The sequence below is a fragment of the Paenibacillus sp. BJ-4 genome, assembly GCF_020404765.1.
In the GTDB taxonomy this organism is placed as follows: domain Bacteria; phylum Bacillota; class Bacilli; order Paenibacillales; family Paenibacillaceae; genus Paenibacillus.
Map to the genome: position 1 here is coordinate 62,408 of NZ_JAIVEM010000149.1, position 14,015 is coordinate 76,422.

The window sequence follows — 14,015 nt, forward strand, 5'->3', positions numbered from 1 at the left end:
ATTCCGCCTTCCTTTTTTCAGTAGTGATATGAGGATTTTCACAAAATCCTTCCATTTACGAATTGAGTATGGATTATGAAAATGGGGTAAATAAGCTAAGAACTGGCCTTCAGGGGGTGCTCTGTGTTAGGCAATTCACTTTGGTGGACAACTTGCTTTTTAAAATCCGTTCCGTATCGGATAAAAATCCATACCCCGAACAGGATGAAAAAGCCTGCACCAAATTGTAAGGTAGACAGCCTTTCCCCGAGCAGCACCCAAGCTAGCAGGGAAGAAATAACGGGCTCGCCGAGTACTGCCATCGACACCGCGGTAGCGTTAATGTATTTGAGCAGCCAGTTAAACAGGTAATGTCCGAACAGTGTGGGTACAATCGCAAGCAGCAGGAACAGTCCCCATTCCTGTGGTGCATATCCGGTAAAAGGAATGGCATTGACCACATTATACAGCGCAAGCGATGTGGCTGCGATGGCGAAAACCCAAAAATTATAGACAAACGCGCTCAAATGCTCGCGCAGATGCTTGCCCATTAGCATATGGATGGAAACAGCTACCATACCCAAGAAGGACAGTGTGTCTCCGAGCAGGGCTTGTCCCGAGACGTGAAAATCTCCCGCTCCGATGGCCAGTGAGCCGACAAAGGCCATACCCATTCCGAAGAGCATGGCGCGATTCGTGCCCGTTCGGAAAAACAAAAAAGAACCGAGCATGACAAGGATCGGCTCCAATGTCATAATAACGGTAGAGCTTGCAACGGTGGTCAGTCGCAGCGAGCCCATCCAAAGCAAGAAATGCAGCCCAAGCGCGATACCGGACCAGAGGATGAGCATCCACTGCTTGCGAGTGAGGCTGAAAAGTTCGGTGCGGTATTTCCAGACCAATGGCAGCATGAGAAGATTGGTCAGGTACAAACGGTACATAGCGATAACGGACACCTCGGCTTCAGACCATCTTACGAAGATCGAGGAGAACGAAATAGCGATAATACCTATGATGTACAATAATTCAAAGGAAAACGACGGTTTGTGTGCTTGGTTCATGTGGCAGCTCCTATGGAGGAAAATAAATACTCTCTTTGTTCCTTCAACGGTATCTCGAAAATTAGGTTTAATACAGCCCATTATACCGTACCTGACATTCCCGTGGTATTAGGATTTTGCAAAATCCTGAGAATATAATAAGCGGGAGCAGGAGGAAGGAATTTAAGTGTGCTGCTGCGTAGAACTTTTGCCCGACAAACTCGTCTATCATAGTGGAGGTGGATTTTATGAAAAAAAGCAACACATTTTCAATCATACTATTGACTGTAGTGGCAGTGCTGGCCCTGTCAGCCTGTGGAACGAAACCGCAAACGAATAACACTACACCTCAGGGTGCAGACCAACCGCAAACGCAACAGCCGCAAGTGAAACCGGAGCCGGTCGATGAGCCGGAGGTCAAACAAGGCACAGGTGTATACAACGGAGCCGCTGATCCGCATACAGTTGAAATTGAAATGAATGGCGAAGCTCAATCCTTCCAGCTGGGTGACGGACTGGACACGGTAATTGCTGAACTTAAGGAAGGCGATACAGTAGCGTTTGAATATAACGAAAAAGCAGTAGAGGGCGATGCGACGGCGAAGCAACTGATTTTAACGAAAATACAAAAAACAGAGGCTGCAACAGATGGCAATCAAAACGGAAGCTCCGATCAACAAGCAGGCGGAGAACGCTCGAAAACTCAAGCTTTTGAGCTTAACCTTGAAGGGAAAAAGGAAAAGCAGACAGCAACATTGGCAAAAGGAGAGGGATATTCGCTGTATGTGTTTGATCCGATGTCCCTGTTTCCCGATCAAAACCGTGTTGCCTTGGCTGTAGATGATAACTATTATGCTGAAATTACGAAGCTGCCCTCCGATTTTAATCTGGATGAGCTTCAAAAAGATGGCGAGAAGGATCTGGCTTCCATAGGCAAGGTGCAAAAGCTGGACAAAGCAGCCGTGCCTCAAGCACTGACCAGCAGTCGCCTCTTCTTACAAGCGAACGGTCCGAAGATCACACGACAATATATTGTAATGGAAAATGTAACGGGCGCTTTCATCGTGAAAGTGTACATTCCCCAAGGTGAACCTGCTGAAGAATTCGAATCCTTCATTTATACATCGTTGGAGAGCTTACAAGCTAATAAATAACCCTGATTTAAAGTTGGGTGGTCGCTGGCTTACATTAATGAATTTAAGGCAGTCGAGCGGCTGAAATTTGTTATTTTAGGTACCAGGTTAGCGCTCTGAAGGTCTAATCTGTAATTGCGAGACCTGCACTTTTGTGCTATAAAGGATGAGAGAATAAGATCATTCCGGCTTGCGAAGTCGTATGAAGCGATGAAGGAGTTGTTAGATTTATTATGTCCATCGAAATGAACACACAAGAAGTCATCAACGTGATTAAAAACAGCAAGAAAAAGACGCCTGTTAAAGTATATGTAAAAGGAGCTTTGGCTTCCGCTTCATTTGGCGAGAATGTGCAAGCTTTTATTTCCGGAGACAGTGGTGTTGTATTTGGCGATTGGGCAGACATCAAGCCTGTACTGGATAGCGTAAACGCTAAAGAAGAAGACTATGTGGTGGAAAATGACCGTCGCAACTCTGCTGTACCTATGCTCGACCTGAAGGGCATCAATGCTCGCATTGAGCCAGGCGCATATATTCGCGATATGGTTGGCATCGGTAACAACGCAGTCATTATGATGGGTGCAGTGATTAACATCGGCGTTACGATTGGTGAAGGCACGATGATTGATATGAATGCTGTACTTGGCGGTCGTGTTAAAGTAGGTAACATGTGTCACATCGGTGCAGGCGTTGTCCTTGCGGGTGTCATTGAACCACCGTCCGCACAGCCTGTTATTGTAGAAGACGAAGTATTGATCGGTGCAAACTCAGTTGTATTGGAAGGTGTACGAATCGGTAGAGGCGCGGTTGTTGCAGCCGGAGCTGTTGTAACTGAAGATGTGCCTGAATACTCTGTAGTTGCTGGTACACCGGCACGTGTGATCAAACAGGTCGATGATAAGACGAAATCCAAAACTGAGATTTTGAAAGAGCTACGCGTTCTGTAAGAAAAACGTGTTTGAATGTACCAAAGGTGAACGATTCCTTGTCAGAGACATGATGCACTGACAGCACAACTTAGGGACGAAGCACAACGGACAAGGCTCGGCGGCTGCGCCGGGCTTTTGTCCTTTTGTTCTTTTGCCGGATAAAAGCTGATGGGCTAGAAAAAGGAGGCGGAGCAGCGAAATGAGCACAGTCGATTACCATTCTTTTGTTAAAATACGAAGAGATTTACATCAAATTCCCGAGCCGGGTTTTGAGGAGTACAAAACACAGCAATATTTGTTGAATTATTTGGGAACGCTCCCTCAGGAGCGTCTGGAAATTCGTACATGGCGTACGGGTGTAATTGTGTTCATTCATGGAACGGCCCCCGAACGCCGCTATGGATATCGTTGCGATATGGATGGCTTACCGATTGAAGAAGAGACGGGGTATGATTTCCGTTCAACCCATCCCGGTTATATGCATGCTTGCGGTCACGATTTACATATGACGATTGGACTGGGGATGGTTAATCATTTTGCAAACCACCCCATTAAGGACGACCTGGTTGTGATATTTCAACCTGCCGAGGAGGGACCGGGCGGAGCGTTGCCGATGCGCGATAGCGCAGAGCTGGCAGACTGGCTGCCGGATGAAATTGTTGCGCTGCATGTTGCACCGGAGTATCCAGTCGGTACAATTGCAACGCGCCCGGGCATTTTATTTGCCAATACATCGGAGCTTTTCATCGATCTGAAGGGTACAGGCGGGCATGCTGCTTACCCACACAAGGCGAATGACATGGTCGTTGCTGCTTGTCAGTTGGTGGGACAGCTACAAACGATTGTAGCCCGTAATGTGAATCCGCTGGATGCAGCAGTTGTTACCGTTGGTAAGGTTAGCGGCGGTACGAAGCAGAATATTATCGCGGAAACAGCCCGTTTGGAGGGGACGATCCGAACGCTGTCAGCCGATACGATGAAGCTGGTTAAATCGCGGATTGAAGCACTGGTACGTGGTATGGAAGCTGGATTTGAATGCCAGGCGGAGATTCATTATGGCTCAAATTATTTGCAAGTGTACAATGAAGCCAAGGTGACCGAGGAATTCATGAACTGGGTCAGTGATCGGCAGGATGTGCAGCTCATTGAATGCGGGGAAGCGATGACCGGCGAGGATTTCGGATATTTTCTGGAGCGAATTCCAGGTCTGATGTTCTGGCTCGGTGTTGATACGCCATATGGCTTGCACCATGCCAAGCTGGAGCCTGCGGAGGAAGCAATCGAGGTAGCCATTCGTGTGCTGACAGACTATTTTACATGGAAGTCTCAAGGGTAAATGATACGGCCTGAATAATTATGTTTAATGAACAGAATGAAATGGAATGAAGTCGAATCTTTGAAGGAGGGTGTTATGGGAGAGCAAACCATCATCCGCTTTGAACGGGTGACCAAGCAATATGACAACGATCCCCCGGTGCTGGCGAATGTCAGCTTTGAGATTGAGCGTGGTAAATTTTATACACTGCTGGGTCCTTCCGGCTGTGGTAAAACGACAATTCTGCGTATGATTGCGGGTTTTGCAGAGCCGACGGAAGGCTCGATTTATTTGAATGACAAGCTCATTAATCGTGTTCCAGCTAATGAACGGCAGGTCAATACCGTGTTTCAGGATTATGCGTTATTTCCGCATCTGAATGTGTTTGAAAATGTCGCTTTTGGTCTGCGGATCAAAAAGATGAACAAAAAAGACATTCAGGTGAAGGTGACACAGGCATTGTCCTTTGTCAATCTGGAAGGCTACGGCGAACGGGAAATTTCCGAGATGTCCGGGGGACAGCGTCAGCGTGTAGCCATTGCACGGGCCATCGTCAATGAACCGGAGGTTCTCTTATTGGATGAACCGTTGTCTGCACTGGATTTAAAGCTGCGTACAGAAATGCAGTATATTTTGCGCGAAATGCAGCAGCGCCTTGGAATTACTTTTATATTCGTTACGCATGATCAGGAGGAAGCGCTGGCCATGTCGGACGAAATTTTTGTCATGAACAAAGGCAAGATTGAACAGAGTGGCACACCTAATGATATTTATGATGAACCGATCAACCGATTTGTTGCTGATTTCATTGGTGAATCCAATATTGTCCCTGGACGTATGATTGCGGATTATCAAGTGGAATTCAACGGTCGACAGTTTGAGTGTGTAGATGGTGGGCTGCGTCCGAATGAACCGATTGAAATTGTGATCCGGCCGGAGGACTTGGAAATTACCAGTGTTGCAGAAGGCAAACTGCGTGTAAAGGTGGATACTCAGCTGTTCCGTGGTGTTCACTATGAAATAAGCTGCTATGATGATTCGGGACAGGAATGGCTCGTGCATTCTACCAAAAAGGCGGAGCTTGGCAGTGAAATCGGCCTGCATTTTGATCCAGAAGCGATTCATGTGATGCGCTTTGGGGAAACAGAGGAAGAATTTGATCGGCGTCTGGAGGCCTATGAAGAGGTGGATCAGCATGTCCGGTAATACAAGAGCGGCGTATCTGCTGCCTTATTATTTATGGATTGTGCTGTTTGTGATAGCACCAGTTGTACTTGTATTTTACTACTCTTTATTTGATGTAGACGGTCATTTCACATTCAGCAACTATGCACAGTTTTTGACACCCGTATATTTGAGCATGACGCTTAGTTCGTTTTGGTATGCATTTCTGATCACTGTATTTTCACTGTTAGTTGCTTACCCGGCAGCATATTTGCTCACACGCACCAAGCATAAGCAGCTGTGGCTGTTGCTCATTATTTTGCCGACCTGGATTAACCTGTTACTCAAAACGTATGCTTTTATCGGGATATTTGGTACCTATGGCCCGGTGAATGCGGTGTTAGGTATGGTTGGGTTGGGAGGTCAGCAATTATTGTTTACCAGCTCCAGCTTTGTGTTTGTATCGGTTTATATTTTTGTGCCTTTTATGATTTTGCCCATCTATAACGCGCTGGAAGGGTTAAATCCTTCATTGCTGGACGCTGCCCGAGATTTGGGAGCCTCCAAGTGGACCGCGTTTCGCAGGGTTATTTTCCCGTTAACACTTGCGGGTGTGCGATCCGGTTGCATGGCTGTGTTTATTCCAGCGTTGTCGCTGTTTATGATTACCCGCCTGATTGCAGGTAACCGTGTGATTACACTGGGGACGGCGATAGAGCAGCATTTTCTGGTTACTCAGGATTGGGGTATGGGCTCTACGGTGGCCGTGTTCCTGATTTTGGCGATGGGGATCATTATGCTGCTCACCTCGGGAACGAAACGGAGGGTGCGGCATGGCAAATAAAAATCGATTCGGGAATATGTATTTGGTGATCGTTTTTCTCGTGCTGTACGCACCCATTTTGTATCTGATGTACTATTCTTTCAACAGCGGCGGTACGATGCACGAGTTTGAAGGCTTTACGCTCCAATACTATAAAGAGGTGTTTGCAGATACTCGCCTGATCATTATTGTCATTAACACCTTGGTGATTGCGTTGCTGTCGTCTGCGTTGGCTACGATTATTGGCATTATGGGCGCGCTGGCTATTCACCAGATGCAGAATCGTCGGGTCAAAAATACGCTGCTGTCGCTCAACAATGTGCTGATCGTGAACCCGGACGTCATTATTGGCGCGTCCTTTCTCATTTTGTTCACGATGATTGGGATTAAGCTGGGCTTCTACTCCGTCTTGTTGTCTCATATTGCATTTAGTGTGCCGATTGCAGTCATTATGATTTTGCCGCGGTTGCAGGAAATGAGTCCATCCCTGGTCGATGCAGCACGTGATTTGGGTGCCAGTCGGCTGGATGTGCTGACCAAGGTCATTTTGCCGTTTATCAAGCCAGGGATTTATGCGGGCTTTTTTATGGCGCTAACGTATTCTCTGGATGATTTTGCGGTGACCTTTTTTGTGACAGGCAGTGGCTATTCGACCCTATCGGTGGAAATTTACTCGCGTGCCCGTCAAGGGGTTTCCTTGTCCATCAATGCGCTGTCCACGCTCATTTTCCTGTTTACGGTGCTGCTGGTGGTGGGTTACTACTTTATTATGCGCAAGGCAAACCGTAGTGGAAAAAAAGAGCCTGCGGCGGAAATGGGGGTACCTAGATGAAGTCGCTTGTGCGCATGTTTCTGTCCATTTTTATCATCTCGTTCAGCCTGATGGGAGTGGCAGCATGGCTCAATTCCAGCCAAGGCTACTCTGGTGGCAACACATTGACGGTGTACAACTGGGGAGACTACATTGACCCTGATCTGCTGGAAAGGTTTCAGAAGGAGACGGGGATTACCGTCATTTATCAGACATTTGACTCCAATGAGGCGATGCTGACGAAAATCGAGCAAGGTGGAACTTCGTTTGATGTAGCGGTTCCCTCGGAATATGCTCTGGCCAAAATGAAGCAGGAGCATCTGTTGCTTCCGCTGGATCACAGCAAGCTGCCGAATTTGAAGCATGTGGATTCTCATTATCTAAACCTTTCGTTTGATCCAAATAACCAATACTCGGTTCCATATTTTTGGGGTACAGTCGGGATTGTGTTTAACCCGGAGCTGACGAAAGGCATTGATTTTCATAGCTGGGATGGTTTGTGGAATCCGAAGCTGCGTAATAACCTGCTGCTGGTTGATGGAGCTAGGGAGATTATGGGCATGTCGCTGAACAGTCTCCACTATTCCTTGAATGATACAAACAAGGCGCATTTGCAGCAAGCATTGACGAAGCTGGAGAAACTGGCGCCCAATGTCAAAGCGGTTGTCGGTGACGAGATTAAAATGCTGCTGGCCAATGAGGAAGCTGCTGCCGGAGTTGTATGGTCCGGTGATGCGTCCGAAATCATGGACCAGAACGACAAGCTGGATTACATCGTGCCGGATGAAGGCTCCAACCTGTGGTTTGATAACATGGTTATTCCAAAAACAGCTACCCATGTGGATGCGGCACATAAATTCATCAATTTTATGATGCAGCCCGACGTAGCTGCTCAAAATGCCGAGTTTGTAGGCTATTCCACCCCAAACAAAGACGGAAAAATGCTGTTGCCTGCAGATATTTCTGGCGATGAGCGTTTCTATCCTCCGTCCGAAATTACGGATAAGCTAGAGGTGTATGACAATCTCGGCAAGCGGATGCTGGCTCACTACAATGAATTGTTCCTGCAATTCAAAATGCATTTAAAGTAGGGGGAGTGGCGCGTGGATTCAAGGTTTGCGGATTAAAGGCCGCTGCGGTGGCGGATGGTGCTTACCATCGCTGTTAAATTCCGATTTTTATGATTTGAAGTATAAAGGTTAAAATCGGAATTTAAAGGCGACCGCTTACGCTTATCCAGCACCATTCCGCCCCCTCCGCTGCGCCGTGCTTAAAGGTGCGCACTTAAATCCCACGCCGACCGTGAGGGAGTAGAGGAAAACGAACAGGCTCTTGAATCTCCTGGTAGGAGGAGATTCAAGAGCCTGTTTTATTTTTACTCACCGCGCAAAGCGATGAGTATTGTTTTTAACCCTAGCTGCTCCACACACGTTAGACAACTTGTGGGACTTTAAGGCGTAGCGCCTCTCCCCACCTTAACTCCTCACAATTCCACTAACAAACCTCTCTATTTTGTCCAGCCCTTGTTCCAGTACATCCTGTCCGTAAGCATAGGACAAGCGAATATAGCCTTCGCCATAGGAAGAAAAGGCATCTCCCGGCACGACAGCTACACCATGCTCTTCCAGCAGCTTCAAGGTGAAGTCCATCGAGCTTAAGCCAAAATGGGCGATGGAAGGGAATAGATAAAAGGCTCCCTCGGGTTTCTCCAGCGGAATTCCCATCTCTGTCAGTCTCCCATGCACATAGTCACGGCGCTTGCGGTACTCCTCGCGCATTGGAAGTGCATCGTCCACACCGACAGTCAGGGCTTCCAGCGCAGCATACTGGCTGATCGAGCTGGCACAGGTCACGTTGTACTGATGAACCTTAACCATGTGCTGTGAAATTTCAGCGGGTGCAAGCGTAAAACCAATACGCCAGCCCGTCATGGAATGTGACTTGGACAGGCCGTTGATGACGATGGTGCGTTCCCGCATACCTGAAAGTGCTGCAATGGACACATGGGGTGCATCGTAAATCAGCTCACTGTATATTTCATCCGAAATGATAAACAGATCGCGTTCCTTCAGCACATCGGCGACCGCTTCCAGTTCTTCACGGCTCATCACTCGCCCGGTCGGATTCGAAGGATAGCCAAGGATGACTGCTTTCGTCCGCTCGGTAAGATAAGGCTCCAGCACCTCGGCAGTGAGTTTGAAGCCGCTACTGCGGGTATCGGCAAACACTGGAACGCCACCTGACAAACGGATCAATGGCTCGTAACCAGGGTAAATGGGCACAGGCAAAATGACTTCATCGCCAGGTGACAAAATGGTGCGCAGGGTAATATCCAGCGCTTCACTGGCTCCGTTGGTTACGATAACCTCATCCTGTCCACGGTAACTCAGCCCGTATTTACGGGCTACAAACGCTGCTGCGGCTTCCCTTAATTCGGGTAGTCCGGGATTAGGCGTATAGGAGGTGCGCCCTTCGTTAATCGCCCGATGGGCGGCTTCCATAATATGCGCAGGGGTAGGGAAATCCGGCTGTCCAATCGTTAAGGACAGGGTTCCGGGCAATGCGGCAACCTTATTGGCAATTTTGCGGATGCCACTGATTTGAATGTTTTTAACCTGATCATTAAGCAAATGCTCCATAGCGTATGTGCCACCTTTTTCTGTATTAGAACAAGTTTACAATAATATGATCTGATTATGCTACGGCAAGAAGAATTCATTTTTACATAATTAAGGTACTGAATTGACTAATTTATGGTATCTTAAAAGAGGAAATATATTGTAAGCGTAATCACAGCAAAAATGGGGAGGAGAGCATTTTTTGATGACACAGGTATACATAGAAAAAATGTTATCCATGAAATTAAAAAGGCTTGGGCTTACAGGGCTCAGTGCAATACTGGTGCTGTCGGTAGGAATGGGATGGTTATCTAGTGGAAAGGCTGAGGCAGAGCCTACACCTTTGCTGGAAAAGGAAGTACAGCAAATACCCACAACTGTTGGGGCCAGTGTATATGCAGATGTCTATTTGCCTAAAAAGCTTCGTATCCACGACATCCAGGGAGCAGCCCACCGTTCACCTTATGAGGGGCAAAAGGTAACGGATATTGAAGGCATTGTTACGATGGTGAAGGGAAGCAGCTTCTATATTCAAGAGGCGGATGCTCAAGTGGATCAGGATGAAAAAACATCCGAAGCCATTTTAGTGTACAAGCCTGGCAACGGTGTGCAAGTTGGGGATGAGGTACGGGTTAGCGGCTCAGTGAAGGAATACACAGAAAGAACCTACGCCAGCAAACCAATTGACCTAACGACTACGGAAATAGTGGCCTCTTCGGTTACGGTGACTGCCAAGGACCGTCCACTGCCGACTCCAATCATGCTTGGAAAACAGGGACATGTGTTGCCGACATCTGTAGTGGATAATGATGGAATGACGGAGTTTGATCCACAGGAGGATGGCTTGGACTTTTTTGAATGTCTGGAAGCGATGCGTGTAGAGCTAAACGATGCAACAGTGATCGGTCCTTATGTCTATGAAATTCCGGTCAGAATTAATAACGGTCCGAACACAGGTGAGGTAATGACGGAGGCTGGCGGACTCATGCTGACCGAAAGAAGCCTGAATCCGCAACGGATTTTGATTGATGCAAAGCCTACGGTTCCGTTGAAAACAGGAGATCGTTTTGCCGGACCTATCACGGGAATTGTGAGCTATGGCTTCAGCAATTACAAATTGTTACCAGAGCGTCTGCCGGATATTGTACCAGGTGGCCTCCAACCGGCAAACACGCGTCTGATGCAGGATGATCGCAAGCTGACAGTAGCTTCTTTTAACGTGGAAAACTTCGATCCCGGTGATGGTAAACGGATTGATCAGCTTGGGAAGGCTATCGCCGTGAATTTGAATCAGCCGGATATCATAGGACTGCTGGAAGTGCAGGACAATAACGGTGAGAAGGATGATGGCACGACAGACGCTTCTGAAAGCTTTCGTGTGCTTATTGAGGCAATTCGTGCTCATGGTGGGCCGGAGTATGCTTTTATGGATATTGCACCTGAAAATAATAAGGATGGCGGTGCTCCCGGTGGCAACATCCGCGTCGGCTTTCTCTACAACCCGCAGCGTGTCATGCTGACGGATAAGCCCAAGGGAGATTCAGTTACGTCTGTCACCTACGGTGCACAGGGGCTCTCGCTCAATCCGGGGCGGATTGATCCGCTGAATGCATCATTTGATGATTCACGGAAGCCGTTGGCGGCTGAGTTTGAGTTTGAAGGCCAGCAGGTGATCGTGATCGCTAACCATTTTAACTCCAAAGGGGGCGACCAGGCGCCATTCGGAGGGGCACAGCCGCCTGTGCGAAGCAGCGAAATACAGCGGGCAAAGATTGCAGCGATTGTAAACAGCTTTGTGAAGTCGGTATTGCAAGTAAACCCTAAGGCTAACGTTGTGGTGCTGGGGGATTTGAATGATTTCCAATTCTCAGACACATTGGCTTTGCTGCGGGGACAGGAACTGACTAATCTGATAGACAAGCTGGATGAAAAGGAACGATACTCCTATATTTATGAAGGCAATTCACAGACACTCGATCACATGCTGGTCAGCGCATCCTTGAGTCAAACATCCGTGCTGGATATCGTTCATATCAATGCCGATTTTAGTGCGGCGGATGGGCGAGTGAGCGATCATGATCCACTGGTTGCGCAAATCGATCTGCCACGCCAAACAGATCAACCACCAACAGATGGTGGTGGCCGCAATGACGATGATGACGAGGAACAGCAGGAGAACAGGAATAACCCCAGTACTGGTAACGGCAGTAGCGGTAGTACGAATGGAACCGTGAATGGACAGAATCAGACTGCCGCTGGTGATCAGAATGGAAACGGCGATTCAGGTCCGACTGTGTTGCACGTCAAGACTGTAGTGAGCGGGGCCGAGCAAAACGGACAGAAAAGGGCGGTCGCTCAAGTATTGGCTGCTGACATACAAAATGCAATTCGAAACGGAGCGAAGGGGACACTTGTGATCCGTGCAGGAGAGCAAGCAGATACCAAGATGTTCGAGATTAATCTGAACGGAGAAGCTTTGGAAGCCATCCTGAACGATCATATTCGCAGCCTTCGTTTGGAAACGCCGCAGGGTGGCTATGAAGTAGCAACAGGTCGCTTATCTCTTCAAAAGCTGGCTGACACCGGGCAGATGCCTGTAAAACAAATGACCCTGAGCTTTACCGTCGCTCCAAACGAAGAGCTGGCTAATCGGTGGGATATTCCGGCAGGGCGCAAGCTGTTACGTGCTGTGGATATCGCGGCTGAACTGAGAGGCAAGGATAGAAGCAAACAGCCGCTGATAGGTAACGTAATGGACTCGGGTAATGGATATGAACGCTATCTGTTACGTGTTCCTGTAGGGGCCGATGCAAGCCGGCTTGCTGTAGTGAAGGTATTGACCAACCAAGGCATACAGTTGTCTTATCAACCGGTTCCTTTTCACGTTTCGAGTGAGGAAATAATCGTGTACGGACATTCGGGAGGAACATACGCTGTGCTGGATGGAGGCGCTTTTGGAGAAAACAAATCGTTCAGTGATATATCCGGTCATTGGGCACAGCAGGACATTACACGACTGGCAACTCGCCTGGTTGTGGCGGGGGCTGATCCAGCAGCATATACGGCAAATAAGACAAATGAAATGGACCTGGCGAACGTACGCTTTGATCCTGAAGGTCGGGTGAAGCGTTCAGAGCTGGCTGCGATGCTGGTGCGTACGCTCGGGCTGGAGCGTTCAGATCGCACAGTGGTGAGCTTTAACGATGTTCAATCAGAAGCGTGGTATGCGGACGCGGTACGGACCGCAGCTGCTGTTGGGCTGATTAATGGCTATGCCGACGGAAGCTTTCGACCTGACACTCTACTATCAAGGGAAGAACTGGCTGTGATCACAGAGCGAGCGCTGCGTTTCGCCGGAAATACAGAAGATACAGCAATAGGAAGTATATCCGTGCCTTTATCGGATACACTAACGATTTCTGCGTGGGCAGCTCCGGCTGTGAAAACCTTGTCTGGACTAGGGATCATGAAGGGAGACGAAAAAGGCCGTTTTGCTCCGACTGCATCCGCAACAAGGGCGGAAGCGGCGGCTGTATTATCTCGAACCCTGGATAAGCTGAATTGGTAGCAATAGATGATATCAATGTAAGATTGATTGACTTTATACGATAGTTAAGTTATCTTTTGTTGAGAAGTAATGTTTAAAAAATAGAATTTATGATAGATGAAGAGGTGAAATGTCGTGGGAGTAACAGCCAAACAAATTTTTGTGAATTTACCGGTTAAAAATCTGCAGCACTCCATTGATTTTTTTACTGCAATTGGATTTGAATTTAACGCTCAGTTCACCGATGAGCACGCGACCTGTATGGTGGTTAGTGAAAATATCTTTGTCATGCTGCTGGTTGAAGAGCGCTTTAAAGCTTTTACTACAAAAAAAATCTCAGATGCAACCCAAAGCACGGAAGCGATTATCGCTTTAGCGGTGGAGAGTCGAGCCAAGGTGGACGAGATTGTCCACAAGGCTTTGGAAGCAGGGGGTAAGTCTTCGAACGAACCTCAAGATCACGGATTTATGTACGGATGGAGCTTTCAGGACTTAGATGGTCATCTGTGGGAGTTCTTTTATATGGCAGAGCAGTAAACAAAACAGTAGCGAAAGTAATAATGAAGTAAAAGAAATATCATGAAAAGTAAGCTATCGCCAAAGGATAGTTTACTTTCTTTGTTATATGCCATCGACTTTATATGGGGGGAATTATA

The 14,015-nt window shown here is 47.8% G+C and carries 11 protein-coding genes; 9 read left to right on the top strand and 2 right to left on the bottom strand.

Annotated features, from left to right (window positions below):
• Positions 1-95: 95 nt before the first annotated feature.
• A complete protein-coding gene (locus tag LCF57_RS22630) occupies positions 96-1,040 on the bottom strand; it encodes a DMT family transporter (RefSeq protein WP_226002725.1) in 945 nt (314 codons plus the stop codon).
• A 227-nt stretch (positions 1,041-1,267) separates the two neighbouring features.
• On the opposite strand from LCF57_RS22630, the gene LCF57_RS22635 reads away from it, so the two are divergent.
• The 7 genes from LCF57_RS22635 to LCF57_RS22665 all read left to right on the top strand — a co-directional run bounded on the left by LCF57_RS22635 (position 1,268) and on the right by LCF57_RS22665 (position 8,285).
• The gene (locus tag LCF57_RS22635; protein WP_226002726.1) at positions 1,268-2,173 is read left to right on the top strand and encodes a hypothetical protein; all 906 of its coding nucleotides are present in this window, start codon (positions 1,268-1,270) and stop codon (positions 2,171-2,173) included.
• A 212-nt stretch (positions 2,174-2,385) separates the two neighbouring features.
• Entirely contained in the window at positions 2,386-3,099 is a 714-nt protein-coding gene (dapD, locus tag LCF57_RS22640; RefSeq protein ID WP_226002727.1) for a 2,3,4,5-tetrahydropyridine-2,6-dicarboxylate N-acetyltransferase, read from the top strand.
• Positions 3,100-3,280: 181 nt separating this feature from the next.
• Positions 3,281-4,417 carry an N-acetyldiaminopimelate deacetylase gene (locus LCF57_RS22645; RefSeq protein WP_226002728.1) on the top strand — a complete coding sequence of 379 codons (1,137 nt, stop codon included), beginning with the start codon at positions 3,281-3,283 and terminating at the stop codon, positions 4,415-4,417.
• 75 nt (positions 4,418-4,492) lie between these two features.
• Complete coding sequence (locus tag LCF57_RS22650) at positions 4,493-5,602, top strand: ABC transporter ATP-binding protein (RefSeq protein WP_226002829.1); 1,110 nt, start codon at positions 4,493-4,495, stop codon at positions 5,600-5,602.
• Positions 5,592-6,404 carry an ABC transporter permease gene (locus tag LCF57_RS22655; RefSeq protein ID WP_226002729.1) on the top strand — a complete coding sequence of 271 codons (813 nt, stop codon included), beginning with the start codon at positions 5,592-5,594 and terminating at the stop codon, positions 6,402-6,404. Before LCF57_RS22650 ends, LCF57_RS22655 begins: the two co-directional genes overlap by 11 nt.
• Positions 6,394-7,215: an ABC transporter permease gene (locus LCF57_RS22660; RefSeq protein ID WP_226002730.1), complete on the top strand. Its 822-nt coding sequence runs from the start codon at positions 6,394-6,396 to the stop codon at positions 7,213-7,215. The genes LCF57_RS22655 and LCF57_RS22660 overlap by 11 nt, the downstream gene beginning before the upstream one ends.
• A complete protein-coding gene (locus LCF57_RS22665) occupies positions 7,212-8,285 on the top strand; it encodes an ABC transporter substrate-binding protein (protein WP_226002731.1) in 1,074 nt (357 codons plus the stop codon). Before LCF57_RS22660 ends, LCF57_RS22665 begins: the two co-directional genes overlap by 4 nt.
• Before the next feature lie 384 nt (positions 8,286-8,669).
• Here LCF57_RS22665 and LCF57_RS22670 read toward each other — a convergent pair whose 3' ends face one another.
• On the bottom strand, positions 8,670-9,833 hold the full coding sequence (locus tag LCF57_RS22670; protein ID WP_226002732.1) for an aminotransferase A: 1,164 nt from the start codon (positions 9,831-9,833) through the stop codon (positions 8,670-8,672).
• A 184-nt stretch (positions 9,834-10,017) separates the two neighbouring features.
• On the opposite strand from LCF57_RS22670, the gene LCF57_RS22675 reads away from it, so the two are divergent.
• Together LCF57_RS22675 and LCF57_RS22680 are read left to right on the top strand one after the other, a co-directional pair.
• Positions 10,018-13,380: an S-layer homology domain-containing protein gene (locus LCF57_RS22675; protein WP_226002733.1), complete on the top strand. Its 3,363-nt coding sequence runs from the start codon at positions 10,018-10,020 to the stop codon at positions 13,378-13,380.
• A 114-nt stretch (positions 13,381-13,494) separates the two neighbouring features.
• On the top strand, positions 13,495-13,896 hold the full coding sequence (locus LCF57_RS22680) for a VOC family protein (RefSeq protein ID WP_226002734.1): 402 nt from the start codon (positions 13,495-13,497) through the stop codon (positions 13,894-13,896).
• Positions 13,897-14,015 lie beyond the last annotated feature (119 nt).